The sequence below is a fragment of the Mesorhizobium sp. WSM4816 genome (assembly GCF_055811535.1).
The window spans coordinates 316,734-342,479 of sequence record NZ_JBVVQR010000004.1 but is presented as its reverse complement, the minus strand read 5'-3'; the positions used below and the strand labels follow the sequence as shown (position 1 = coordinate 342,479).

At 63.6% G+C, this 25,746-nt stretch carries 20 protein-coding genes; 8 read left to right on the top strand and 12 right to left on the bottom strand.

The features are described from left to right. Window positions 1–182: 182 nt before the first annotated feature. The 5 genes from fdhF to AC0L3H_RS07795 all read right to left on the bottom strand — a co-directional run bounded on the left by fdhF (window position 183) and on the right by AC0L3H_RS07795 (window position 6,608). A complete protein-coding gene (fdhF, locus tag AC0L3H_RS07815) occupies window positions 183–3,059 on the bottom strand; it encodes a formate dehydrogenase subunit alpha (protein ID WP_473585047.1) in 2,877 nt (958 codons plus the stop codon). Between the two features lie 10 nt (window positions 3,060–3,069). Further along, window positions 3,070–4,626: a formate dehydrogenase beta subunit gene (locus tag AC0L3H_RS07810; protein WP_473585046.1), complete on the bottom strand. Its 1,557-nt coding sequence runs from the start codon at window positions 4,624–4,626 to the stop codon at window positions 3,070–3,072. Further along, window positions 4,623–5,102: a formate dehydrogenase subunit gamma gene (locus tag AC0L3H_RS07805; protein ID WP_473585045.1), complete on the bottom strand. Its 480-nt coding sequence runs from the start codon at window positions 5,100–5,102 to the stop codon at window positions 4,623–4,625. The genes AC0L3H_RS07810 and AC0L3H_RS07805 overlap by 4 nt, the downstream gene beginning before the upstream one ends. 131 nt (window positions 5,103–5,233) lie before the next feature. Further along, window positions 5,234–6,133 carry a LysR family transcriptional regulator gene (locus AC0L3H_RS07800; protein WP_473515072.1) on the bottom strand — a complete coding sequence of 300 codons (900 nt, stop codon included), beginning with the start codon at window positions 6,131–6,133 and terminating at the stop codon, window positions 5,234–5,236. A gap of 97 nt (window positions 6,134–6,230) precedes the next feature. Next, window positions 6,231–6,608, bottom strand: coding sequence for a VOC family protein (locus AC0L3H_RS07795; RefSeq protein ID WP_091592913.1), 378 nt, complete (start codon window positions 6,606–6,608; stop codon window positions 6,231–6,233). A 234-nt stretch (window positions 6,609–6,842) separates the two neighbouring features. On the opposite strand from AC0L3H_RS07795, the gene AC0L3H_RS07790 reads away from it, so the two are divergent. Next, window positions 6,843–8,036, top strand: a complete 1,194-nt coding sequence (locus AC0L3H_RS07790; RefSeq protein WP_473585044.1) for an Mrp/NBP35 family ATP-binding protein — start codon at window positions 6,843–6,845, stop codon at window positions 8,034–8,036. A 150-nt stretch (window positions 8,037–8,186) separates the two neighbouring features. On the opposite strand, the gene AC0L3H_RS07785 is transcribed toward AC0L3H_RS07790, so the two are convergent. Next, entirely contained in the window at window positions 8,187–8,648 is a 462-nt protein-coding gene (locus AC0L3H_RS07785) for an SRPBCC family protein (protein ID WP_473585043.1), read from the bottom strand. A 157-nt stretch (window positions 8,649–8,805) separates the two neighbouring features. Between AC0L3H_RS07785 and AC0L3H_RS07780 the strand changes: the two genes are divergently transcribed. Further along, window positions 8,806–10,611, top strand: a complete 1,806-nt coding sequence (locus AC0L3H_RS07780) for an IlvD/Edd family dehydratase (protein ID WP_473585042.1) — start codon at window positions 8,806–8,808, stop codon at window positions 10,609–10,611. A gap of 60 nt (window positions 10,612–10,671) precedes the next feature. Here the strand turns inward: AC0L3H_RS07780 and AC0L3H_RS07775 are convergent, their stop codons facing one another. Next, window positions 10,672–11,091: a GFA family protein gene (locus tag AC0L3H_RS07775; protein WP_473585041.1), complete on the bottom strand. Its 420-nt coding sequence runs from the start codon at window positions 11,089–11,091 to the stop codon at window positions 10,672–10,674. 187 nt (window positions 11,092–11,278) lie between these two features. Between AC0L3H_RS07775 and AC0L3H_RS07770 the strand changes: the two genes are divergently transcribed. The 3 genes from AC0L3H_RS07770 to AC0L3H_RS07760 are packed head-to-tail and all read left to right on the top strand — an operon-like array spanning window position 11,279 to window position 13,932. Further along, window positions 11,279–12,091 (top strand): chromate resistance protein ChrB domain-containing protein, encoded by an 813-nt coding sequence (locus AC0L3H_RS07770; protein WP_473585040.1) that lies wholly within the window; start codon window positions 11,279–11,281, stop codon window positions 12,089–12,091. Between the two features lie 5 nt (window positions 12,092–12,096). Further along, window positions 12,097–13,482, top strand: coding sequence for a chromate efflux transporter (gene chrA / locus AC0L3H_RS07765; protein WP_473585060.1), 1,386 nt, complete (start codon window positions 12,097–12,099; stop codon window positions 13,480–13,482). A 51-nt stretch (window positions 13,483–13,533) separates the two neighbouring features. Then, window positions 13,534–13,932, top strand: a complete 399-nt coding sequence (locus tag AC0L3H_RS07760) for a hypothetical protein (RefSeq protein WP_473585039.1) — start codon at window positions 13,534–13,536, stop codon at window positions 13,930–13,932. Between the two features lie 210 nt (window positions 13,933–14,142). Here AC0L3H_RS07760 and AC0L3H_RS07755 read toward each other — a convergent pair whose 3' ends face one another. The 3 genes from AC0L3H_RS07755 to pdxR all read right to left on the bottom strand — a co-directional run bounded on the left by AC0L3H_RS07755 (window position 14,143) and on the right by pdxR (window position 18,202). Beyond that, complete coding sequence (locus AC0L3H_RS07755) at window positions 14,143–14,430, bottom strand: GIY-YIG nuclease family protein (protein ID WP_236376965.1); 288 nt, start codon at window positions 14,428–14,430, stop codon at window positions 14,143–14,145. A gap of 492 nt (window positions 14,431–14,922) precedes the next feature. Beyond that, entirely contained in the window at window positions 14,923–16,512 is a 1,590-nt protein-coding gene (locus AC0L3H_RS07750; RefSeq protein ID WP_473585038.1) for a trimethylamine methyltransferase family protein, read from the bottom strand. A 196-nt stretch (window positions 16,513–16,708) separates the two neighbouring features. Then, entirely contained in the window at window positions 16,709–18,202 is a 1,494-nt protein-coding gene (gene pdxR, locus AC0L3H_RS07745; protein WP_023802891.1) for a MocR-like pyridoxine biosynthesis transcription factor PdxR, read from the bottom strand. Between the two features lie 370 nt (window positions 18,203–18,572). Between pdxR and pgi the strand changes: the two genes are divergently transcribed. Both pgi and AC0L3H_RS07735 read left to right on the top strand, forming a co-directional pair. Next, window positions 18,573–20,216, top strand: a complete 1,644-nt coding sequence (pgi, locus tag AC0L3H_RS07740; RefSeq protein ID WP_473585037.1) for a glucose-6-phosphate isomerase — start codon at window positions 18,573–18,575, stop codon at window positions 20,214–20,216. Between the two features lie 5 nt (window positions 20,217–20,221). Then, window positions 20,222–20,944, top strand: a complete 723-nt coding sequence (locus tag AC0L3H_RS07735; protein ID WP_473585036.1) for an HAD family hydrolase — start codon at window positions 20,222–20,224, stop codon at window positions 20,942–20,944. On the opposite strand, the gene AC0L3H_RS07730 is transcribed toward AC0L3H_RS07735, so the two are convergent. Together AC0L3H_RS07730 and AC0L3H_RS07725 are read right to left on the bottom strand one after the other, a co-directional pair. Next, window positions 20,928–21,689, bottom strand: coding sequence for a class I SAM-dependent methyltransferase (locus AC0L3H_RS07730; RefSeq protein WP_473585035.1), 762 nt, complete (start codon window positions 21,687–21,689; stop codon window positions 20,928–20,930). The two genes, AC0L3H_RS07735 and AC0L3H_RS07730, sit on opposite strands and share 17 nt — an antisense overlap. A 29-nt stretch (window positions 21,690–21,718) precedes the next feature. Further along, on the bottom strand, window positions 21,719–23,671 hold the full coding sequence (locus tag AC0L3H_RS07725) for a long-chain-fatty-acid--CoA ligase (RefSeq protein ID WP_473585034.1): 1,953 nt from the start codon (window positions 23,669–23,671) through the stop codon (window positions 21,719–21,721). Between the two features lie 429 nt (window positions 23,672–24,100). Here AC0L3H_RS07725 and AC0L3H_RS07720 point away from each other — a divergent pair, with 429 nt between their 5' ends. After that, window positions 24,101–25,693, top strand: a complete 1,593-nt coding sequence (locus AC0L3H_RS07720) for an ABC transporter substrate-binding protein (protein ID WP_023802896.1) — start codon at window positions 24,101–24,103, stop codon at window positions 25,691–25,693. Window positions 25,694–25,746: the final 53 nt, after the last annotated feature.

Below are 25,746 nucleotides of genomic sequence, written 5' to 3'. Positions count from 1 at the left end.
CGGGCATGGCGATTCTCGAGCGAAACCAGACCAGACGCGACCCGGCACAGGGCAGCCCGCCGGCCCCGGCGATCGCCCAAGCCCCCCGCGGGCGGGGGGTGGGGTGCCGCGCTATGCTGGACGGAGTGGGGGTCGACCAACCGTCAAGATTGACGCGCTTTCGGTCGAATGCCTCGGCACGATTACTCCGCTGCTTCCAAGGTCGCGATGCGACGGCTGTTGCGGGCGTGCTCGTCATAGTCGCGCTGCCATTCCGACGGCCCGTTGGACGCGCCGACCTGCACCGCCGTCACCTTGTATTCCGGGCAGTTGGTCGCCCAGTCGGAGAAGTCGGTGGTGATGACGTTGGCCTGCGTGTCCGGATGGTGGAACGTCGTATAGACCACGCCAGGCGACACCTTGTCGGTGATCAGCGCGCGCAGCGTCGTCTCGCCGGAGCGGCTGGTCAGGCGGACCCAGTCGCCGTCGCGCAAACCGCGGTTTTCGGCGTCATGCGGGTGGATCTCGAGACGGTCCTCGCTGTGCCACATGACATTGTCGGTACGCCTGGTCTGCGCGCCGACATTGTACTGCGACAGGATGCGGCCGGTGGTCAGCAGCAGCGGGAAGCGCGGTCCCGTCCTCTCGTCGGTCGCCACATATTCGGTGCGGATGAACTTGCCCTTGCCGCGCACGAAGCCGCTGATATGCATGATCGGCGTGCCTTCCGGCGCCTGCTCGTTGCACGGCCACTGCACCGAGCCCATCTTTTCCAGATAGTCGTAGGAGACCTTGGCGAAGCTCGGCGTCGTCCTGGCGATCTCATCCATGATTTCGGACGGATGCTGGTAATTCCAGGAAAGCCCCATCGCCTGCGCGAGCTTCTGCGTCACTTCCCAGTCGGCCAGCCCGTTCTTCGGCGCCATCACCTTGCGCACGCGGTTGATGCGGCGCTCGGCATTGGTGAAGGTGCCGTCCTTCTCGAGGAAGGTCGAGCCGGGCAGGAAGACATGCGCGTAGTTGGCGGTCTCGTTGAGGAAGAGATCGTGGACGACGACGCATTCCATCGCCGCAAGGCCTGCGGCGACATGCTTGGTGTCGGGATCCGACTGCAAAATGTCCTCGCCCTGCACATAGAGGCCCTTGAACGAGCCGTCGACGGCGGCGTCCAGCATGTTGGGGATGCGCAGGCCGGGCTCGTCGTCGAGCTTGACCCCCCACAGGCTCTCATAAATGTCGCGCACCGCGTCGCCGGAGACGTGGCGATAGCCGGGCAGCTCATGCGGGAACGAGCCCATGTCGCAGGAGCCCTGGACATTGTTCTGGCCGCGCAGCGGGTTCACGCCGACGCCCGGCCGGCCGATATTGCCGGTCGCCATGGCAAGATTGGCGATGGCGATGACGGTGGTCGAGCCCTGGCTGTGCTCGGTCACGCCGAGGCCGTAATAGATCGCGCCATTGCCGCCGGTGGCAAACAGCCGTGCGGCGCTGCGGATCTCTTCAGGATCGACATTGGCGAGCTGGCCGACCACCTCAGGGCTGTTTTCCGGCAGCGCCACGAACGACGCCCAATCCTGGAACTCGTCCCAGTCGCAGCGTTCGCGGATGAAGGCCTCGTCGAACAGGCCTTCGGTGACGATGACATGGGCAAGCGCGGTGACCACGGCGACATTGGTGCCCGGCTTCAGCGGCAGATGATGCTGCGCCTCGATATGAGCCGAGCGCACGATGTCGGTGCGGCGCGGGTCGAGCACGATCAGCTTGGCGCCCTTGCGCAACCGCTTCTTCATGCGCGACGCAAACACCGGATGTGCGTCGGTCGGATTGGCGCCGATGATCATCACCACATCGGTCTGCTCGATCGAGTCGAAATCCTGGGTGCCGGCCGAGGTGCCGAAAGTCTGGCCAAGGCCATAGCCGGTCGGCGAATGGCAGACGCGGGCGCAGGTATCGACATTGTTGTTGCGGAAACCCTGGCGGATCAGCTTCTGCACCAGATAGGTTTCCTCATTCGTGCAGCGCGACGAGGTGATGCCGCCGATCGAGGTGCGGCCATACTGGTACTGGATGCGGCGGAACTCGTTGGCGGTGTGGGTCAGCGCTTCCTCCCACGACACCTCGCGCCATGGATCGGTGACCTTTTCGCGGATCATTGGATTGAGGATGCGCTCCTTGTGGGTCGAGTAGCCGTAGGCAAAACGGCCCTTGACGCAGCTATGGCCACGGTTCGCCTTGCCGTCCTTGTAGGGCACCATGCGCACCAGCTCGTCGCCGCGCATTTCGGCCTTGAACGAGCAGCCGACGCCGCAATAGGCGCAGGTGGTGACGACCGAATGCTCGGGCTGGCCGATCTTGATCACCGATTTCTCGGAAAGCGTCGCCGTCGGGCAGGCCTGCACGCAGGCGCCGCAGGACACGCACTCGCTGTCGATGAAAAGCTGGTGCATGCCGGGCGACACACGGCTTTCGAAGCCGCGGCCCTCGATGGTCAGCGCGAATGTGCCTTGCACCTCCTCGCAGGCGCGCACACAGCGCGAGCAGACGATGCATTTCGATGGATCATAGGTGAAGTATGGGTTGGACTCGTCCTTCGCCATCCATTTGAAGTTTTCTGCGCCGTCGTTCTTCTTGAAGACGTGGTTGTCGCCCTCATAGCCGTAGCGCACGTCACGCAGGCCAACGACCCCGGCCTGCGTCTGCAATTCGCAGTCGCCATTGGCCGCACAGGTCAGGCAGTCGAGCGGATGGTCGGAAATGTAGAGCTCCATCACGCCGCGGCGGATGTCCTTCAGCCGACCGGTCTGGGTGTGCACGACCATGCCCGGCGCCACCGGCGTCGTGCAGGAGGAGGGCGTGCCGTTGCGGCCGTCGATCTCGACCAGGCAGAGCCGGCAGGAGCCGAAGGCGTCGACCATGTCGGTGGCGCAAAGTTTTGGGATGGCAATGCCGGCCTCCATCGAGGCGCGCATGATCGAGGTGCCTTCCGGCACGGTGACGGTGAAGCCGTCGACCGTCAGCGTCACCTGCTTCTCGGATGTCGAGGCCGGCGTGCCGTAGTCGATTTCCTGAATGAGACCCATCGCGAGGTTCCTATTCTGCTGCTTCGGCGACTGGCACCGGCTTGAAATCTTCGCGGAAGTGGTTGATTGCGCTCATCACCGGATAAGGCGTGAAGCCACCCAGCGCGCAGAGCGAACCGAACTTCATCGTGTTGCAGAGGTCCGTCACCAGCTCGATCTGTTTTTCCGGCTCGATACCCCTGGCGATCTTGTCGATCGTCTCGACGCCGCGTGTCGAGCCGATGCGGCAGGGCGTGCACTTGCCGCAGCTCTCGATGGCGCAGAACTCCATGGCGAAGCGCGCCTGCTTCAGCATGTCGGCGGTGTCATCGAACACGGTGATGCCGGCATGGCCGATCAGCCCGTCCTTGGCGGCGAAAGCCTCGTAGTCGAATGGCGTGTCGAACAAGGCGCGGGGAAAATAAGCTCCCAACGGACCCCCGACCTGCACCGCCTTGACCGGCCGCCCGGTCGCCGTGCCGCCGCCGATGTCGTCGACGATCTCGCCAAGCGTCATGCCGAACGCCGCCTCGAACAGGCCGCCATATCTGACATTGCCGGCGATCTGGATCGGAATGGTGCCGCGCGAGCGGCCCATGCCGAAATCCTTGTAGAAGGCAGCACCCTTGTCCATGATCACGGGCACCGAGGCCAGCGAGATGACGTTGTTGATCACCGTCGGCTTGCCGAACAGGCCCTGGATGGCCGGCAGTGGCGGCTTGGCGCGAACGACGCCGCGCTTGCCTTCGAGGCTGTTGAGCAGCGAGGTTTCCTCGCCGCAGACATAGGCGCCGGCGCCGACGCGGATTTCCATGTCGAAGGCGTTGGGCGAGCCCAGCACGTTGACGCCGAGCAGGCCCGCCTTGCGGGCGATCTCGACCGCATTCTGCATCATCGCCACCGCATGCGGATATTCCGAGCGGATATAGACAAAACCCTTGGTCGCGCCGGTGGCGACACCGGCGATTGCCATGCCCTCGATCAGCACGAAGGGATCGCCCTCCATGATCATGCGGTCGGCGAAGGTGGCGCTGTCGCCCTCGTCGGCATTGCAGACGATATATTTGCGCTCGGCGGTCGTATCGAGCACCGTCTTCCACTTGATGCCGGTCGGGAAGCCGGCGCCGCCGCGACCCCGCAGGCCCGATTCCGTCACCTGTTTGACGATTTCGGCCGGCGCCATAGCCACGGCGTTCTGCAGCCCCTTCAACCCGCCATGCGCCTTGTAGTGATCGAGCGACAGCGGATTGATGACGCCGCAGCGCGCGAAGGTCAGCCGCGTCTGCCTGGCCAGGAACGGGATCTTGTCGGGCGCGCCCAGCCAGCGCTTGTGATGACCGCCGCTGAGGAAGCCGCTGTCGAACAGGCTTTTGACATCGGATGGCTTCACCGGCCCATAGGCGACGCGGCCATTTTCTGTCGCCACCTCGACCATCGGCTCAAGGAAATAGGCGCCGCGCGAGCCGTTGCGCACGATCTTGGCCTCGATGCCGCGATCGGCCAATTCCTTCTCAATCGCCTTGGCGACCTTTTCCGCACCGAGCGCCAGCGCGCCGGAATCGCCGGGAACGTAGATACGCGGGATCATGAGCGCACCTCGGCTACGATCTCGTCGAGTTTTTCGTCATCGAGCCGGCCGATCACCTCGCCGTCCAGCATCGCCGATGGCGCGCAGGCGCAAAGGCCGAGGCAATAGACCGGCTCTAGCGTCACCGAACCGTCGCGGGCCGTCTCGTGGAAGCCGATGCCCAGCAATTGCTTGAGCTTGGCGGCAATCGCGCCCGAGCCCATCGACTGGCAGGCTTCGGCCTGGCAGAGCTTCAGCACATGCCGGCCGGCCGGGCGGCTGCGGTAATCGTGGTAGAAGGTGACGACGCCGTGCACCTCCGCCTTGGAAATGTTCAGCGCTTCGGCGATGACCGGCAGTGCGTCCTGCGGCACATGGCCAAACTCTTCCTGGATGCCGTGGAGGATCGGCAACAGCGGGCCTTCGAGGCCCTTCAGCTCCTGGACGATCATCGCCGTGCGCGACGCGATCTCGGTACTTGCAGGCTGCATGATCATGCAGCGCCCTCCCTGGTCGTAGTAATCCGCTAAGTGCCTAGGAAATCGGAGGAAACCCGCTAAATCAATAAAGCTGATCCGTTGCTCGATAGAAATCTTCTATCGCTGCCGTCCAGCCTGCAATCTCTAGCTCAGTGGCGGGCGCGGAAATCGTCTGCCAGCGCCATTGCCTCGTCCAGCAGCGCCGAGACCAGCGGGGTGTGCGGCTCGCGCAGCGTCGCCACTAGCCCGACGGTGTGGCTGGCGTCCGGCTCAACGATCGGAATGGCCCGGATCGGCTCGGAAAAGCCGAATGTTTCCGAGAGGTTGAGCGGCATGATCGATGACCATTTTCCGGTACGGATATGCGAGAACAGCACGATCATCGAATTGGATTCGAGTGTCGGCCGCACCTGCGTGCCGGCTTCGGCCAAATGCTGGTCGATGATGCGGCGGTTCTGCATGTCCGGCGTCAACAGGCAAAGCGGCAGCTGGCTGAGCTCCGCCCATGTCACTTTGTCGCGGTCGGAATAGGGGTTTCCGATCGCGGTGATCAGCTGATAGCGCTCGTCATAGAGCGGCACGCTGGTCACCCGCCCCAGCGGCTCGTTGTCGAGATAGGTGATGCCGGCGTCGATGTCGAAATTGCCGAGCAGCGACAGCACCTCGATCGAGGTGCGCGACAGCACCGAGAAGGTGACGCCGGGATGTTTTGTCCGAAAAGGTGTCGTCAGCCGCGCCACCATGGCCAGCGCCGTCGGGATGGCGGCGATGCGGATGCGCCCCGAAAGGCCGTGACGCGCCGCCCGCATCTCTTCGCGCATGGTGCGGGTATCGCCGACGATGCGGCGCGCCCACGCCAGCACCTGTTCTCCCTCCGGCGTCAGCCCCTGGAAGCGCGAGCCACGCAGAACCAGCATCACGCCGAGCTGGCCTTCCAGCTGCTTGATACCGGCCGAAAGCGTCGGCTGGGTGACGCCGCACACCTCCGCCGCCCGGCCGAAATGCTCCTCCCTGGCCAGCGCGATGAAGAATTCCAGCTTGTCGATCATGAGCGGACGCTACCCGGCCGAGTGAGGCTGCGCCAGATGCATGCAGTTTTTGCGTGGCGAATCCTCATTGCGGCCGAAGCTTCGCCGCCGTCCAGGCCTACCTGTCGACCAGGTTCAGAATGTTGCCGTCAGGATCCTTGAACCATGCGACCTTCATGCCGTAGCCGACATGGATGTCGCCTTCCAGCTTCAAGCCCGGCATCTCGTAGTGCTCGAAGACAACGCCTTTCGATTTCAGCGCCTTGACGATGGTGTCGATCTCGTCGCCGACCATCCAGGTCACCGCCGTCGCCTTGTTGGTTCCGGCGAACTGCGAGCGATAGACATTGATGCTGGTGTCGCCGCATTTGTAGACGATCAGTTCGTCCCCCTCGTTGTGAACCTCCGTCAGCCCCAGAACGTCTTCATAGAAGGCCTTGGCCTTGGCCAGGTCCTTCACCGCGAGATTGGCCGTTGCGTTGCTGTTTGCGAGCATGATTGGTCTCCTTTGCTTGCGGGCGAGCACGTCCGAAGCCTGCAAAGATAGGGCTGCTTCGTTTTCTGGCGACCACAGCCTGTGCGATCGGCGTGCTTCCCTAAAGACGTTTCGTCCTTTGCAAGACCGACAAACGGACGCAAGTCTTTGCAGCCACGCCCGTGCGTGTCGTTCCGCCGCTTGGTTCTGTTCGGGAACTGCACTATCTCAGTCGCAAAAGCAGAGGAAAAGCTGATGCCCGCCGTCCAGGGAAAAATCACCAAGGAAATCGTCATCGAGCGCCTGAAGACGGTCAACGGACCGGACTTCACCGGCAACATCGTCGACCTCGGCATGGTCTCCGAGATTTTCATTGCCGATGCCAAGGTGTTCTTTTCGATCACCGTGCCGGCTGCCCGGGCCCAGGAGATGGAGCCGCTGCGTGCCGCCGCCGAGCGTGTCGTCAAGGCGATCCCGGGTGTCGCCGGAGCCGTGGTCGCGCTGACGGCGGAAAAGAAGGGTGGCGGCATGGAAGCTCCGGTGCCGCAAAGGCCTGCCCCCAGGCCCGTACCGCCGGCCGCACCCGCTGCCGCGCCACGTCCGGCTCCGCACGCTCCAGCCTCGCACAGTCAGGGCAAGCGCGGCGTGCCCGGCATCGAGGCGATCATCGCTGTCGCTTCCGGCAAGGGCGGCGTCGGCAAGTCGACCACTGCCGTCAACATCGCGCTTGGCCTCGCCGCCAACGGCCTGAGGGTCGGCGTGCTCGACGCCGACATCTACGGCCCGTCGATGCCGCGGCTGCTCAACATCCATGGCCGGCCGCAGACCGTCGACGGCAAGGTCCTGAAGCCGATGGAGAACTACGGCCTGAAGGTCATGTCGATGGGCTTCCTCGTCGATGAGGAGACGCCAATGATCTGGCGCGGGCCGATGGTGATGTCGGCTTTGACGCAAATGTTGCGCGAGGTCGAATGGGGTCCGCTCGACGTGCTCGTCGTCGACATGCCGCCCGGCACCGGCGACGCGCAGCTGACCATGGCCCAGCAGGTGCCGCTGGCCGGCGCCGTCATCGTCTCGACGCCGCAGGATCTGGCCCTGATCGATGCGCGAAAAGGCCTCAACATGTTCAGGAAGGTCGACGTGCCGGTGTTGGGCATCGTCGAAAATATGAGCTATTTCCTCGCCCCCGACACCGGCAAGCGCTACGACATCTTCGGCCATGGCGGCGCGCGCCGCGAGGCCGAGCGTCTCGGCGTCTCCTTCCTCGGCGAAGTGCCGCTCGAAATGGGCATCCGCGAAAGCTCGGATGCCGGCACGCCGGTGGTGGTCTCCAAGCCCGACAGCGCCGAGGCCAAGATCTACCGCGACATCGCCGCGAACGTCTGGGGCCGGGTCAAAGAAGAACGCGGCGCGGCCGAAGCCGCCGTGCCGAGCATCGTGTTTGAGTAACGCGGATATCCCTCCCCCTTGAGGGGAGGGTGGCCCGCAGGGCCGGGTGGGGTCGGTGGCGACGCACTCCACCTTTCTTGGTCAACGCCAGTTGTAGGTCGAGGCGGTTGAGGCGACCCCTCCCGCCGCGCTTCGCGCGGCACCCTCCCCTCAAGGGGGAGGGGAGCCGCCAACTTTCTCGCCAAAACTCGAAAAAAACTGTCCGGCCAGTTTCTTCGACGTCGATTCGATCAGCCGGCTGCCGAGTTGGGCGATCTTGCCGCCGACATCGGCCTTGGCCGCATATCTGAGGATCGTCGCCTCCGGGCCATCGGCGGTCAGCGTCACATCGGCGCCGCCCTTGGCGAAGCCGGCGATGCCGCCCTTGCCCTCGCCCTGGATGGTGTAGGAATGCGGCGGGTTGAGATTCCTGAGCGTCACCTCGCCGTTGAACGTCGCCTTGATCGGGCCGATCTTGACCACCACGGTCGCCTCCATCTCGGTGTCCGACTTCTTCTCGAGGCTCTGGCAGCCCGGAATGGTCTGCCTCAGAACGTCCGGGTCGTTCAGCGCCTCCCACACCTTTTGCAAGGGTGCGGCGATACGTTCCTCGCCTTCGATAACCAAAGCCATCAAAATCTCCCGGATACGAATTGACAAGCCCCGATCCGGTCTAGCGTGGGGGTAAACGCATGTCTATCGCACCAAAGTCCGGAATCGGATGGCGCGTGCCTCTTGCCTGCTCTCGCGCGTTGTCATATCGATTTGTCATACAAATACGGAGACCATGATGGCCGGCGCCCCAACGCAGAAAAAGAAATTTCGCTCGCAGGAGTGGTTCGACAATCCCGACAATCCGGGGATGACGGCGCTTTACCTCGAGCGCTACCTGAATTACGGGCTGACGCGTGCCGAACTGATGTCGGGCAAGCCGCTGATCGGCATCGCCCAGACCGGCTCGGATCTGTCGCCGTGCAACCGCCATCATCTCGAACTGGCCAAGCGCGTGCGCGAGGGCATCGTGTCGATGGGCGGCATCCCTTTCGAGTTCCCGTGCCACCCGATCCAGGAGACGGGCAAACGCCCGACCGCCGCACTCGACCGCAACCTCGCCTATCTCGGCCTGGTCGAGGTGCTCTACGGCTATCCGCTCGACGGCGTCGTGCTCACCATCGGCTGCGACAAGACGACGCCGGCCCTGCTGATGGCCGCCGCCACCGTCAACATTCCGGCTATCGCGCTGTCGGTCGGCCCGATGCTCAACGGCTGGCACAAGGGCAAGCGCACCGGCTCCGGCACCATCGTCTGGGAATCGCGCCAGCGTCTGTCGGCCGGCGAGATCGGCTATGACGAGTTCATGGACATCGTCGCCTCCTCGGCGCCGTCCACCGGCTATTGCAATACAATGGGCACCGCCACCACCATGAACTCGCTGGCCGAGGCGCTCGGCATGCAGCTGCCGGGCTCGGCAGCCATTCCGGCGCCCTATCGCGAGCGCGGCCAGATCGCCTATGAGACGGGAAAGCGCATCGTCGACATGGTGCATGAGGATCTAAAACCCTCCGACGTCATGACCCGGCAGGCCTTCGAGAACGCCATCGTCGTCAACTCGGCCATCGGCGGCTCGACCAACGCGCCGATCCACCTCAACGCCATCGCCCGCCATCTCGGCGTGCCGCTCGACAATGACGACTGGCAGACGGTCGGCCTGAAAGTGCCGCTCATCGTCAACCTGCAACCGTCGGGCGAGTATCTCGGCGAGGATTATCACCATGCCGGCGGTGTGCCGGCGGTGGTGGCCGAACTGATGAAGGCCGGGCTGTTGCCTCATCCCGACGCCATGACGGTCAACGGCAAGACGATCGGCGCCAATTGCAGCGCGGCCGTCAACGAGAATCTCGATGTTATCCGTACCGTCGCCGAGCCGCTGAAGGCCAATGCCGGCTTCATCAATCTCAGGGGTAATCTGTTCGATTCGGCGATCATGAAGACCAGCGGCATCTCACCCGAATTCCGCGAGCGCTATCTGTCGAACCCGAACGACCCCGAGGCCTTCGAGGGCAACGCCATGGTCTTCGACGGGCCCGAAGACTACCACGCTCGCATTGACGATCCAGCGCAGGGCATCGACGAGCACACCATCCTGTTCATGCGCGGCGCCGGCCCGATCGGTTATCCCGGCGGCGCCGAAGTCGTCAACATGCAGCCGCCGGCCCATCTCATCAAGAAGGGCATCCATGCGCTGGCCTGCATCGGCGACGGCCGCCAGTCGGGCACGTCGGGCTCGCCGTCGATCCTCAACGCCTCGCCCGAAGCCGCCATAGGCGGCGGGCTGGCGCTGTTGAAGACCGGCGACCGCGTCCGCATCGACCTGCGCAAGGGCACTGCCGACATTCTCGTCACCGATGACGAGATTACGCGCCGGCGCGCCGAGCTGCAGAACGATGGCGGCTATCGCTACCCCGAGCACCAGACGCCATGGCAGGAGATCCAGCGCGGCATGGTCGACCAGTTCTCCGAAGGCATGGTGCTGAAGCCGGCGGTGAAATACCAGGACGTGGCGCACACCGCAGGCGTGCCGCGGGACAATCACTGAACGCTTCTTTTCTTGCCTTCTCCCACAAGGGGAGAAGGAAGAGCCGCACCCAAGCAGCGCCTATAGATAAGCAGTGATCTCCGGCGCCTGGTCCTGCCTGTCGCGCTTGCCGTCCTCGTAGACGATTGGGGCTGCGGCGAGTTCCTCTTCGGTGACGTCGTCGAGGCAGGCGACGTTCACCGCCCAGAAATTCCCGCCCATGAAATCGAGATAGCCGCGCGAGAGAAAATTCGCGCCGCAGTTCGGGCACATATAGTGGTTGATGTCGCCTTCCGGCCAGTTCGACGGCGTCGCCTTGTACTCCCGCATCCGGTCGCGGCCATCCGTCACCCGCACGGCCTCATAGGCGGCGAAGGACTTGCGGTAGCCGAGTTTCCAGCAGAAGCTGCAATTGCATTTGCGGATGCCCTCAGCGAGGTCGATTTCGGCTTCGAAACGCACCGCGCCGCAATGGCAGCTGCCGTGATAGGTCTTTTTCATCGGGTTCCTCCCAGAAATGTCCTGGCTCCGCCGCCCGCCGGAGCCAGAGCATCCTGTGCTCCAGGCATGGCGCTTGACAAGCGGGCGCGACAAATCCACGATCATGGCAAGGGGTGCATCGCGACGACCCCGTGAGGCGTTAGCCCAACGTTCGCGTCCAAGCTTCTCTCTCAAGGAGGTGGACGCCATGCCGTCGACAACCGCTATCACCGTATCGCAACTGTCCCGTCTGATTGGTCTGCCGGGCGCGCCCGCGATCATCGATGTTCGCATCGAAGAGGATTACAGCGCCGATCCGCGCCTGCTGCCGGCCTCAAACCGGCGTGATTTCAAAACCGTGTCGACCTGGGCATCCGAATTCGCCGGCAGCCGAGTGACGGTCGTCTGCCAAAGAGGGCAAAAGCTCTCGCAAGGCGTGGCCGCATGGCTGCGGCATGACGGCATTGCCGCCGAATCCCTCGAAGGTGGGTTCGAGGCGTGGCGCGATGCCAAGGGCCCTTTGATCGATGCCGGCAAGATACCGCCCCGCGATGAAAAAGGCCGCACCGTGTGGGTGACGCGGAGCCGCCCGAAGGTCGATCGCATCGCCTGCCCCTGGCTGATCAGGCGTTTTGTCGATCCGAGCGCGGTCTTCCTGTTTGTCGAGGCGGCCGAAGTGTCGGCCGTTGCGGACCGCTTTCAGGCCGTGCCTTTCGACATCGACAATGTGTTCTGGACTCATCGGGGCGAACGCTGCACCTTCGACACGATGATCGAAGAGTTCGGGCTCGAATCCGAGGCGCTCGACCGCCTGGCCATGATCGTGCGCGCAGCCGATACCGCACGCCTCGATCTGGTTCCCCAGGCAGCCGGATTCCTGGCCGCCTCGCTTGGCCTGTCGCGGATGTTTCGCGACGATCTGGAACAGCTGGAGGCAGGCATGCTGCTCTACGACGCGTTTTTCCGATGGTGCCGCGACGCCACCGAGGAGACGCACAACTGGCCAGGCAAGCCGTCATGAGCGAAATGGGGACTTCCGCCAAAACGATCGAGATCGTCGACGTGCCGGCAGCGCCATCCTTCCGCGAAGGCGTAAAACTCTGGACGAAAATCGGCCTGCTCAGCTTCGGCGGGCCGGCCGGCCAGATCGCGCTCATGCACAGGGAATTGGTCGAGGAACGGCGTTGGATCGGCGAGCAACGTTTCCTGCATGCGTTGAACTACTGCATGCTGCTGCCCGGCCCTGAAGCCCAGCAACTCGCCATCTATATCGGCTGGCTGCTGCACCGGACGATCGGCGGCCTCGTCGCCGGCATCCTGTTCGTCGCGCCGGGCGCGCTTGTGATGCTCACCTTGAGCATCCTCTATGCGCTGTATGGCGACGCTCCGCTCGTCGAGGCACTGTTTTTCGGGGTAAAGGCGGCCGTGCTCGCCATCGTGATCGAGGCGATGATCCGGATCGGACGTCGTGCCCTGAAGAACCGGGTCATGGTTTCGATCGCGCTCGCCGCCTTCATCGCCATCTATGCATTGAACATGCCGTTTCCGCTCATCGTCCTGCTTGCCGGCCTGGCGGGCTGGATTGGCAATCGTGTTGCGCCGGCGCTTTTTTCCGGCGCGGCGCACGGCAAGGACGCGGTTCCCGACATCAAGGGCGCGGTCGACCTGATGTTCGAGCGCGGCGAGCTGGCCCACGTCAGGCCGACGCGATGGCATGCGCCGCGCACCGTCGCGATCTGGCTGCCGATCTGGCTCGGGCCGGTGCTGCTGATCTGGGCTTTCACCGGGTCTGCCAGCGTGTGGACGCAGATCGGCGGCTTCTTCAGCGTCATGGCGGTCGTCACCTTCGGCGGCGCCTACGCAGTCCTTGGCTATGTCGCGCAGGCAGCGGTCGAGTCGTTCGGCTGGCTCGCCCCCGGTGAGATGGTCGATGGCCTCGGGCTTGCCGAGACCACGCCGGGCCCGCTCATTCTGGTCCTGCAGTTCGTCGGCTTTCTGGCCGCGTTCCGCCAATCGGGCTCGTTGAGCCCGCTGCTTGCCGGATCGCTTGGGGCGATGCTCACCCTGTGGGCGACGTTCACGCCTTGCTTCTTCTGGATATTCCTCGGCGCGCCCTATATCGAATCCCTGCGCGGCAACAAGGCGCTGTCGGCGGCGCTGGGCGCGATCACCGCCGCCGTCGTCGGCGTCATCATGAATCTCGCTCTGTGGTTCGGCTTGCACGTCATTTTCGGCGAGGTGCGCAGTGTCGGGCTTGGGATGGACGTGCCGGTGCTCTCATCGATCGACTGGCGCGCGGCGCTGCTGTCGTGTGCTGCCATGATCGCCATTCTGAAGCTGAAGATCGGCATGCTGCCGACGCTTGCGGGATCGGCCCTCGCCGGTATTTTGTTGCTGGCGGCGAGCGGATAGCGGCTGCCTGCGGCGGGCTTTGCTGCGGTCGGGCATTCGGACAGGAACATCATGGCGAAACGGCGCTCCTCCCTGGGCTTCCTTGGAATGTTCGGCCGTTCAGGCGACCTCAGGCAACTCGATGCTGCGCTACGCGGCGTCGACCTTCATCCCGCCCTTGTGCCGGAGGGAGCAAAGCTCACCATCGTCAATCTGATGAAGGACCACTGGCCCGACGAGCCGCCGCCACAAGCCTACCCGCCGGTGGCGCAGCTGCTTGGCTATTGTATTGCCGGGCCGGAAGCATTCGAGCAATCCAACGGCCTTCGACATAGGCTGGATGCGGAGCGCCGGCTCGAGACGGCACTTGAGGCCGGCGACAGCTTCGATGCGCAAATCATACTGATGACGCTGCATGCCAGGCTGATCAGTGGCGAGGTCGTCGACCACTACGGGTTGAGCGCCGACTAGTTCCTCTGCACAGGGGATTTTGACAGAGCGACGATCGGCAGCGAACGTCGAAAATTCCGGTCAGTGGCGAATGGCAAACCTCTGGGATTGGCCGAGACACCCCTCCCCTTCGTCATCCCAGGGCAAAGCAAGGAGCGAAGCGACGCGGCGCAGACCCTGGGATCCATGCCGTTACGCCAGCCGAAGAATGCTACGGCCCAGAACTAAACGCTACCACCCCGTTCCGCGAAAAAGCTCGAACCATTCTGGATTGGTCTTCTCGATCAGCTCGATCTTCCACTGGCGCGGCCAGCGCTTCAGCGACTTCTCGCGCTGGATAGCGTCACGAATGTCGAAGTGCTCCTCGTACCAGACCAGGCGCTGCACACCGTAGCGGCTGGTAAAGCGCGAGCCTTCGCCGGATTTGTGCTCCGGCATGCGACGGCCAAGATCGTTGGTGACGCCGATGTAGATCGTGCCGCGCTTCTGGCTTGCGGTCATATAGGCATAGCCGGTCATGGGAGAAGGGTAGCTGGCGCCGTTGCGGATACAAGCGTAATTCTGGGCCGCTGCATTCTTCGGCTGATTTCACGGAATGGATCCTAGGTTCTGCGCCGCGTCGCTTCGCTCCTTGCTTCGACCTAGGATGACGAAGGCACGGGGGGCTTACGGCTAATCGCAGACGTCAGAGATGGCGGCTGTAGCCGCCGATCCAACGCCGCAGGCCACCACACCTTCGCCATCCTAGGGCGGAGCAGGAGCGAAGCGACGTCGCGGAGACCCTAGGATGACGAAGGAGGGATGCATTCGCTAGTCTCAAAGGCTTGCGATTCGCCACTGACTCCACGTTCGCTGCCGATCGCCGATCTGTCAAAGTCACTGTGCAGAGGAACCAGACCATGATCCTGAAAAGTGGAACCCGGTTTTCGGAAAAGATCATGGTCAAACTGAGAGCCCCATCCCGATTTTGTCGGGATGGACTAGGCTCTGACCGTTTGACGGGAACCGTCTTCAGCCGCCCATGCCGCTGCGCGGCAGTTGGATCAGATTGCCGAAGCGGGCCCGCAACTTGTCGTCGACCGGCTTCGGCACGTGGCGCGGGAAGCGCTCGGCGAGGATGCGGTTCTTCTCGATGATCGCCCGCTGCAGGATGTCAGGCCTGCCTTTCTCGTTCCATTCCTTCGGCGAAAAGCGGTCGCCGACCGCCGGATAGAAATATTCCGTCTGCATCAGCCGCAGCGTCTGCTCGTTGCCGAGGTAATGACCCGGCCCTTTCAGGCAGACGTCGGCGATGGTGTCTATCGACAGCGACTCATCGGTCACCTCGATGCCGCGCACGCAGCGCAGGCAATGGCCGAGCATGTCGTTGTCGATGATCAGGCTTTCCAGGCAAAAGCCGAGCAGCGAGGCGTGCATGCCGGCCGATTCGTAGACGAGGTTGAGGCCGGCAAGGCCGGCCATCACGTCGGTGATGCCCTTTTCGTAACCGGACTGAATGTCGGGCAGTTTCGAATCCGTCATGCCGGCGGCCGAACCGCCCGGCAGGTCATAGAATTGCGCCATCTGGGCGCAGGCAGCGGTCAGCACCGCTTGCTCGGCCGAGCCGCCGGACATGGCGCCGGTCCTGAGGTCGGAGACAAACGGCCAGGTGCCGAAGATCGCCGGATGGCCAGGTTTGATGGCGTTGACATAGACGAGGCCGGCGAGCACCTCGGCCACCGCTTGCACCACCGCACCGGCAATCGCCGCCGGCGCCGTGGCGCCCGCCTGGCCGGCCGACAGCAGCAGGATCGGAATGCCGCCTTCGACGCAGGCCTCGAGCACGCCGCAGGCATCCTCGGCAAACTTCATCGGCGGCACGACAAAACAGTTCGAATTGGAGACGAAAGGCCGGGCGCGAAAATTCTCTTCGCCGCCGGCAATCGCATAGAGCATGTCGAGCGCCGGCTTGACGTTCTCGCGCACCGTGAAGGATGTGCCGACATGCTTCGACGTGCCCATCACGCAGGCGTAAAGCGTGTTGAAATCCATGTCGAGCGGATCGGGGATGTCGCGCGGCACCATCGGCCGCTGGAAGAAATGGATGTTGTCGAGCCCTTCGACGATGCGGGCGGCGTCATAGATGTCCTGCAGCAGCGACTCGCGATAACAGCGCTTCTCGACGTCGACCAGATGCACCGCGGCGCCCGCCGTGCCGTAATGCACGCGCTTGCCCTGGATCAGCATGTCGTGCTTGGGATCCTGGCCATGCAGAGTGAAATGGCGTGCCGCTTGTCTGATGGTGTCGAGGACGAGCGCGCGCGGAAAACGGATGCGGCCGTCCTCGCTGAGCGTGGCGCCGGCCCTGGTCAGCGCCTCGATGCAGGATGGGATGGCATTGGCGAAGCCGACCGTTTCAAGCAGCGTCAGCACCGCTTCGTGAATGCGCTCGCGGTCGTTTTCGCTGAGTGGCCCGTAGCTTCCGCCTTCGAGGCCGGCGCGTACCGGTTTGATATCGTCGGCAAGGGGCGCTGCCCGCATGGCGCGACGCGCTTCGCGCCCGCCGGAACGCCGCGAACGCTGGTCCGAGGGCGAATCCGGCTTCTCAACAGCCACTGACATGGGAGGCACTCCACCTTTAGCTGCGAAGCGGGCGGCGGTGGTGGGTCCACCAAGGTGGTTGGTCCACCATCGTCCGCTTCGTCCCCTTATCCCTCGAACTATGCCGTCGGCATTGGCACAGCCTATGAGCCAGAGGGTTCAGTCGCATATGCCAGGGCGCTAAACAACGGTGGCCGGTGCCGGCCAGGCCGAGGCTTCAAGCCGCGGCCGGCCTGCGCCCGGCCGCCGTTGCCAGTTCGCGGATGCCGGGCTCGATGTGCTGCAGCGCAATCGAGGAGATGCCAAGCCGCATGAAGCGTGACGGCTTTTCGGTGCGGTCGAAGAAGCGGTCGCCGGGCTCGATGATGACACTGCGCGAGGCGGCGGCCTCGGCCAGCCCGCGCGAATCGGTGCCGCGCGGCCCCTCGAGCCAGAGCGACGCGCCACCGGCGGAATCGGTCGAGCGCCACTCCGGCAGGAAGGCCGAAATCGCATGGATCAGACGCTTGCGCCGTTCGTCGAAGGCGCTCGACAGCCGCCGCACCAGCGCCTCGTGATGGCCAAGCGACAGGAACAGCGCGACCGCGCGCTGGTTGTTGGCCGGCGGATGACGCAGCATGAAGCGGCGCAGCGCGCGAAGCTCGGAGATCAGCCCGGCCGAGGCGACGATGTAGCCGAGCCTAAGGCCCGGAGCCAGCGTCTTCGACATCGAGCCGACATAGATGACGCGGCCGGAACGGTCGAGGCTCTTCAGCGCCTGCTGCGGCGCCTCGTCCAGAAGCTGGCTGTCATAGCCGTCCTCGATGATGATCTGGTTGTGGCGATTGGCGCGCGCCAGCAAATCCTGCCGGCGCTCCGCCGACAGCGGCACCATGGTCGGGCAATGGTGGCTGGGCGTCACGAAGACGAAGCCGGAATCATTGGGAATAGAAGCGGTTACAATGCCGGAATGGTCCACCGGAACCGGTGCCACGTCGGCACCCGCCAGCCGGAAGATCGAGCGTGCGTCGGGATAGCCGGGGTCTTCCATGGCCACCTTGGAGCCCTTGGTCATCAGCAGCGTCGCCAGCATGTAGAGCGCGTTCTGCGCGCCGAGCGTGACGATGATCTCATCGGGATTGGCGAAGATGCCGCGCCGCGGCAACAGCCTGGCCTGGATCTGCTCGATCAAAAGCGGATCGTCGCGGTCAACCATGTCGGACGCCCAATTGCGGATCTCGAGCACGGCGAGCGCCATGCGGTTGCACTCACGCCACTCGGCAGTCGGGAACAGTGCCGGATCGAACTGGCCGTAGACGAAGGGGTAGGACGACTTGATCCAGTTGTCGTGCTTGGCCGGCGGCGGCATGTCGCTGGCCGCGATCTGCCGGCGCGCCTTCCAGTCGATCTCATTGGCCTGGTCTGGCGCCTTCTGGTGCGGTTTGGCAGGCGTCGCCAGCACGTCCGGATTGACGAAATGGCCGCGCCGTTCGCGCGCCACCAGGAAACCCTGGTCGACGAGCTGCTGGAAGGCCAGCACCACGGTGCCGCGCGCCACGCCGAGTTTCTCGGCCAGGATCCGGCAGGACGGAAGCGGCATCGAGGCGGCGATTTGCCGGTCGAGGATGGCGGCGACGATCGCTTGGCGGATCTGCGCCTGCAGGGTCTGGCCGGATTCCGCCGAAATCCGGAACAGGCCGGACCATATGGCCGTGTCGTTTCGCTGTGGCATGGGGATGTTCCTCGATGGCCAGCCTTTTTCACCTGGCTGGACCAGTCGAATGTACCGGTGGCACAAGCTGTTGCGCCAATCAATTTTTCTGATCACTGGGATTTACGCCAGTGATCCTTCCCAAGGGTGACGCAAAGCGTCATCTCGCTGGTGAAAGCAGCGCGTCATCCCGCTGGTGACGCAAAGCGTCATCCCGCTGCCTGACGCAACGCGTCATCCCCGCGTGACGCGTTGCGTCATCGCTGCCTGACGCAACGCGTCATCGCGGCGCATTGAAACCAGTGGATTTCGGCTAGATAGTTCGCCGCGACGACACGCGCCGGAAACACCCGGTCTGTTATGTTGGCATTTCAAGGCTCGGAGTGAGGCAGTGGATCAATCGTCCTTTCAAAAACAACTCGACGCCCTGCGCGATCACCGTGCGGCCAAATCGGGCAGCATGCGCGAGGCCTTCGCCGCCGATCCGCAGCGCTTCGAAAAATTCTCCGCCACCGACGGCGACCTGCTGCTCGACTGGTCGAAATGCGCGGTCGATGCGCAGACGATGGATCTGCTCGAGCAGCTGGCGGCAGCCGCGGATCTCGAAGGCCGGCGCGCTGCGATGTTCTCGGGCAAGAAGATCAACGTCACCGAAGGCCGCGCCGTGCTGCACACCGCGCTGCGCAACCTGAACGGCAGGGGCATCGTGCTCGACGGCCAGGACGTGAAGGCGCAGGTTATCGCCGTGCTCGATGCGATGGGCGGCTTCGCCGATGCCGTGCGCTCCGGCAAGGCGGCCGGCGCCACCGGCAAGAAGATCACCGATATTGTCAACATCGGCATCGGCGGGTCCGACCTTGGCCCGGCCATGGCGACGCTGGCGCTGGCGCCCTATCACGACGGGCCGCGCACGCATTACGTGTCGAACATTGATGGCGCCCATATCCACGACACGCTGAAGGGCCTCTCCGCCGAAACCACGCTGTTCATCGTTGCTTCCAAGACCTTCACCACGATCGAGACGATGACCAATGCCGAGACGGCGCGCGAATGGGTGCAGAAGGCGCTCGGCAAGGAAGCGGTCGGCAAGCATTTCGCCGCCGTCTCGACGGCGCTCGACCTGGTGGCCAAGTTCGGCATTGCGTCCGACCGCGTCTTCGGCTTCTGGGACTGGGTCGGCGGACGCTATTCGGTGTGGGGCGCGATCGGCCTGCCGGTGATGATCGCCGTCGGCCCGAAGAATTTTCGCGCCTTTCTCGATGGCGCGCATGCGATGGACGAACATTTCCAGACGGCGCCGCTGGCCAGCAACCTGCCGGCGCTGATGGGGCTGATCGGCTGGTGGCATCGGGTGATCTGCCAATACCCCGCCCGCGCCGTCATTCCCTACGACCAGCGCCTGTCCAGGCTGCCGGCCTATCTGCAGCAGCTCGATATGGAATCGAACGGCAAGAGCGTCACCCTCGACGGCGGCGCTGTCACCACGCCGACCGGTCCGCTGGTCTGGGGCGAGCCGGGCACCAACGGCCAGCACGCCTTCTTCCAGCTGCTGCACCAGGGCACCGATCTCATTCCGGTCGAATTCCTCGCCGCAGCCATCGGCCATGAGCCGGATCTCAAGCATCACCACGACCTGTTGCTCGCCAACTGCCTGGCGCAGTCGGAGGCGTTCATGAAGGGTCGCACGCTGGAGGAAGCGCGTGCGCAGATGCTGGCAAAGGGCATGGCGCCCACCGAGGTCGACAGGATCGCCCCGCATCGCGTCTTCTCCGGCAACCGGCCCTCGGTGACGATCCTCTACAGACAACTCGATCCGCATACGTTCGGACGGCTGATCGCGCTCTATGAGCACCGCGTCTTCGTCGAGGGCACGCTCTTCAACATCAATTCCTTCGACCAATGGGGCGTCGAGTTGGGCAAGGAACTGGCGACCGGGCTACTGCCTGTCGTGGAAGGCAAGGAGAATGCCGCAAAGCGGGACGCTTCGACTGCCGGACTGGTGGGACACATCCACCGATTGCGCGGATCGGAGTAAGCGGCTTGGCCGAGATCAAGGGAATATTGTTCGACAAGGACGGCACCCTTGTCGACTTCAACGCGACGTGGCTCGGCGTTGCCGATTTCATGGCGATGGATGCGGCGGAGGGCGACCGCTGGAAGGCCGACAGGCTGCTTGCCGCGGCGGGCTACGATTTCGCCACCAAACGCTTTAAGCCCGATTCCATCTTTGCCTCCGGCACCAACATGGATGTCGTCGAGCTTTGGTTTCCGCGGCTGTCGGATGAAGACCAGATGCTTGCCGTCGCCCGCTTCAACGAGATCACGTCGGTGCAGGGCTCGTCGATGGCGGTGGCGCTGCCGGGCATCGTCGAGACGCTTGGCGTTCTTCACAGGAAATCCTACCGGCTCGGCGTCGCCACCAACGATTCGACCACTGGCGCGGAGAAGACATTGCTCACGCTGGGCGTCGCGCAGCTGTTCGACGCCGCCTATGGTTACGACGCGGTGGCCAATCCGAAACCGGCGCCCGACACGATCCTCGCCTTCTCGGACCTGACCGGCCTGAGGCCTGCCGCGATCGCCGTGGTCGGCGACAATCGCCACGATCTGGAGATGGCGCGGGCCGGCGGCTGCGGTCTGGCGATCGGCGTGCTTTCCGGCACCGGCACGCGGGAATCGCTGTCGCAGATCGCCGACGTCATTCTGGATTCGGTTGCCGATCTGCCCGACTTTTTTTCGGCAAAGGTCAAGGAGACGATCTGAACTCGCCTCCGAGTTGCTCCGGCTCGAACGAGAAGACGCCGCTCGGCTTCGTCGCCGTGCCTTGGCCGACATCCGGCACCTGGTATTCGGCCAGAAGGTGAAGCCGCGAGCGGGGCAAGTAGGTGCGGCCCGGGTCGCCGATCAGCACGTTGATGCCGGCGGCCAGGCAGCGGTCGAGGAAGGGGATGACCCGGTCGGCGAGATCTTGCCGGTAAAACAAGTCGCCGGCTGCCACGACGTCCACCGGCGGCGGCGGACCAGCGGTGATGTCCTCGCCGACGACCGTGATTGCGACGCCGTTCGCCGCCGCATTGAGACCGAGCGCGGCGACGCCGTTGCGGTCGATCTCGGATGCAATCACTTGGCTGGCGCCGGCCCTTGCCGCGGCGATACCGACGAGGCCAGACCCGGCGCCGAGATCGAGCACGCGAAGCCCAGCCACGGTCTCCGGTCGATCGAGGATGTAGCGGGCAAGCACCGCGCCGCCGGCCCAGGCATAGGCCCAGTAAGGAGGCTGCGGCTCGGGGCCATCCTCGTCGGCTTCGTTTGCTTCTTCTTCCGGCTCGGCTGCTCGTCCTTGTGGACGCGTCAGCCGCCACAGTCCGCTCTCTGGATGGGCTGCATAAAGCCGGATTTCGGGAAGCGCGGCAACAGGGGCGATACGCATGTTCGCCTTGATGAACGTTAGCGGATCGGGACGGGAAAGCGTATCCGCCGCGTCATCGACAGTAAGGCTATCGGCCAAAATTGTCCCTATTCCCGCCCAAATTCTTCCTATTCCCGCAACGCCCGCCGCAGGATCTTGCCGACCGGCGTCTTCGGCAGTTCGGTCCGAAACTCGATGTATTTTGGCCGCTTGTAACCGGTCAGGTTCTCGCGGCAATACACAGTCAGCACCTCTGCGGTCAGCAGCGGGTCCTTCTTGACGACGAACAGCTTCGGCACTTCGCCTGAATGCTCGTCCGGCACGCCGATCGCGGCCACTTCGAGCACGCCCGGATGCAGGGCCACCACTTCCTCGAGTTCGTTCGGATAGACGTTGAAGCCGGACACAAGGATCATGTCTTTCTTGCGGTCGACGATCTTGGTGTAGCCGCGCTCGTCCATGAAGCCCATGTCGCCCGACTTGAAGAAACCGTCCTTGGTCATCACCTTGGCGGTCTCGTCCGGCCGGTTCCAGTAACCGGCCATCACCTGCGGTCCGCGGATGCAGATCTCGCCGACTTCGCCGGGCGGCAAATCATTGCCGTCTTCCTCGCGGATGGCGATCTCGGTCGAGGGCAGCGGCAGGCCGATCGTGCCGGTGAAGTTGCCGTCGCTGAATGTGTTGGCGGTGGCCACCGGCGAGGTTTCCGAAAGCCCGTAGCCCTCGGTGACCGGGCAGCCGGTCAACGCCTTCCAGCGTTCGGCGACACCTTTCTGCACCGCCATGCCACCACCCAGCGTCAGGATCAGCGGCTTGAAGTCGAGCTTGCGGAAATCCTCATTGTTGAGCAGCGCGTTGAACAGGGTGTTGAGGCCTGGAAAGATGTGGATCGGGTATTTGCCGAGTTGCTTGACGAAGCCGGGAATGTCGCGCGGATTGGGAATGAGTATGTTCTGGCCGCCCAGTTGCATGCCCATCAGTGCGTTCACCGTCAGCGCAAAGATATGATAGAGCGGCAGCGCGCAGATGAAGTTGAGATGCGCCGGCTTCGGCTTGACCGTGAAGGCGTCCTCGATCCACAGCGCGTTCTGCGCCACGTTGGCCAGCACGTTGCTGTGCAGCAGCACCGCGCCCTTCGAGATGCCGGTGGTGCCTCCGGTATATTGCAGGAAGGCGACGTCGTCGGCAGCGACATGCACCGGCTTGAAATTCATGCCGGCGGCTGCCTTCAACGCGGCATTGAACTTGACATGGCCCGGCAGCGACCAGGCCGGCACCATCTTCTTCACGCGGCGCACGACGAGATTGACGATCGTCCCCTTCAGGCCGCCAAGCATGTCGCCCATCGCCGCGACCACGACATGCTTGACCGCCGTTTTGGCGATCACCGCCTGCAAGGTGCTGGCGAAATTCTCGAGAATGACGATGGCTTTCGCGCCGGAATCCTTGAGCTGATGTTCCAGCTCCCGCGGCGTGTAGAGCGGGTTGACGTTGACCACGACATAACCGGCGCGCAGCACTGCCATCATCGCCACCGGATATTGCAGCACGTTCGGCATCATCAGCGCCACGCGTGCGCCTTTCGGCAGTCCCGTCGATTGCAGATAGGCGCCGAAGGCGGCCGATTGCCGCTCGACTTCCGCATAGGTGATGGTCTTGCCCATGCAGGTAAAGGCGGGCCGGCTGGCGTACTGCTTGCAGACGTCGGCGAGCAGATCGCCGATGGAGCCGAAGGGCAGAGCGCCGATCTCGGCCGGAACGACTTTTGGATAGCTTTTGAGCCAGGGTTTTTCCGGCAATCCGGCGGCAACCACATTCGGCAGCCTTGTGGCCGGACCTGGGTTTGACGCCGATGCAGCCGCTGTCGGTGCCGCCTTCGCCGCCGGTTTGACGGCGGCGGGCTTTGCGCCAGGCTTCGGCGATACATTGATCTTCGCGGATATATTGGTCTTGGCGGGCACCGCGGCCGCCTTCGGCTTGGCTTTGGCCGTCGGCGCTTTTAGCTTGTCGGGGCTGGCCGGTTGCGCAGCAGTTTTGGCCTTGGCTGTCGCTGGTGCCGTCGTCCTTGGTGTTTTTGCCACTCGTCCCTCCCTCGATTGTTCTTATTGTCTCTGCCTGCTCGCCGCGTCGCCTCCGAATGACAGAGACGTCCTCCGCTGCTGCCGGCATCCAGGAAATCCAGCCTGTCATCTATGTATTGCGACTATCGGCAGCCGTGCAAGTCTGCCCCTGCGGCAAGGTGGGAAGAAATCGTCCGCGGCAACGACCAGCCGAAGGTCGTAGTTTCCTCACCAACGCCGGGTTGAAGATCAATAAAAAAATGCAGTCGTTAACATTACCGTGATAGGCGGTAATTGACATTTCCTTCTCCTTTTTGGCGAGTGCGCAGAAAGAAATTCTGCTTCCCATGGGGTAGGCAAACGGGGTGTTCCAAAGCCGGAAAAACGGTGCTTATATGCGCGCTTCGCGAGCCTGATAGAGGGGCTTGGAAGAACATCAGGGAGTCCTCCATGAAAAAGAAACTGACTTTTGCGGCCGCGTTGCTGGCCGCAAGCGTCCTCGGCGGCATGGCCAATGCCAAGCAGTTGGTCTACTGCTCGGAGGCGTCGCCGGCCGGCTTCGACCCGTCGCCGTGGAGCGGTGGCAACGATTTCGACGCGTCGTCGCGCACCATCTATTCGCGCCTGGTCGAGTTCGAACACGGCAAGACCACCATCACGCCTGGCCTCGCCGAGAGCTGGACGGTTTCCGACGACGGTCTCGAATACACGTTCAAGCTTAGGCCGGGCGTGAAGTTCCAGACCACCGACTACTTCACGCCGACGCGCGATCTCAACGCCGACGACGTGATCTTCTCTTTCGAACGCCAGTGGAAGAAGGAAAACCCGTGGTTCGACTATCTGGCAGGCACCGGCTGGGAGTATTTTGCCGGCATGGGCTTCCCGGATCTTCTTAAGGAGATCGTCAAGGTCGACGACCTGACTGTGAAATTCGTGCTGAACAAGCCTGAGGTCGCTTTCCTGCCGGATCTCGGCATGGATTTCGCTTCGATCGTCTCCAAGGAATATGCCGACCAGCTCGACAAGGCCGGCACCAGGCAGCAATTCACCCAGAAGCCGATCGGCACCGGTCCGTTCCAGTTCGTCGACTACCAGGTCGACGCGGTCATCCGCTACGCGGCATGGGACGGCTACTATGGCGGCCGCCAGAAGATCGACGATCTGATCTTCGCCATCACCACCGATCCGGCCGTGCGCGCGCAGAAGCTGAAGGCGGGCGAGTGCGATATCATGTCGTACCCGGCGCCGGCCGACATTGCCGGCCTGAAGGCCGACCCGAACCTCAAGGTCGACGAGCAGGAAGGCCTGAACATCGGCTACATGGCCTACAACACGACGCAGGCGCCCTTCGACAAGGTCGAGGTCCGCAAGGCCCTCAACATGGCCGTCAACAAGCAGGCCATTCTCGATGCGGTCTATCAGGGGGCTGGCCAGGCGGCGATAAACCCGATCCCGCCGACGATGTGGTCCTATAACAAGGAGGTCAAGGACGATCCGTACGATCCGGACGCGGCCAAGAAGATGCTGACTGATGCCGGCGTCACGGATCTGTCGATGAAGATCTGGGCAATGCCGGTCAGCCGCCCGTACAATCCGAACGCCCAACGGGTCGCGGAACTGATCCAGGCCGACTACGCCAAGATCGGCGTGAAGGCCGAGATCGTCAGCTACGAATGGACCGAGTATCGCGAACGCGGCAAGCAGAAGGACCGTGACGGCGCCTTCCAACTCGGCTGGACCGGCGACAATGGCGACCCGGACAACTTCCTGTTCCTGCTCGGCTGCGATGCCATCGGCCAGTCCAACTATGCGATCTGGTGCAACCAGGAGTTCGAAGCCCTGCTGCAGAAGGGCAAGGCGACCACGGATGTCGCCGAGCGCACCAAGATCTACGAGGAGGCTCAGGTCGTGTTCAAGCGTGAGGCGCCGTGGCTGACCATCGCCCATTCCAAGGTCTTCATGCCGATGAACAAGAAAGTCACGGGCTTCGTCATGGATCCGCTCGGCATTCATCGGTTTGACGGCGTCGACGTCGCCGAATAACTGCTGAGAAATAGAACGGCGACGCTGGACTTAAAGCGCCGCCGTTCTATGAA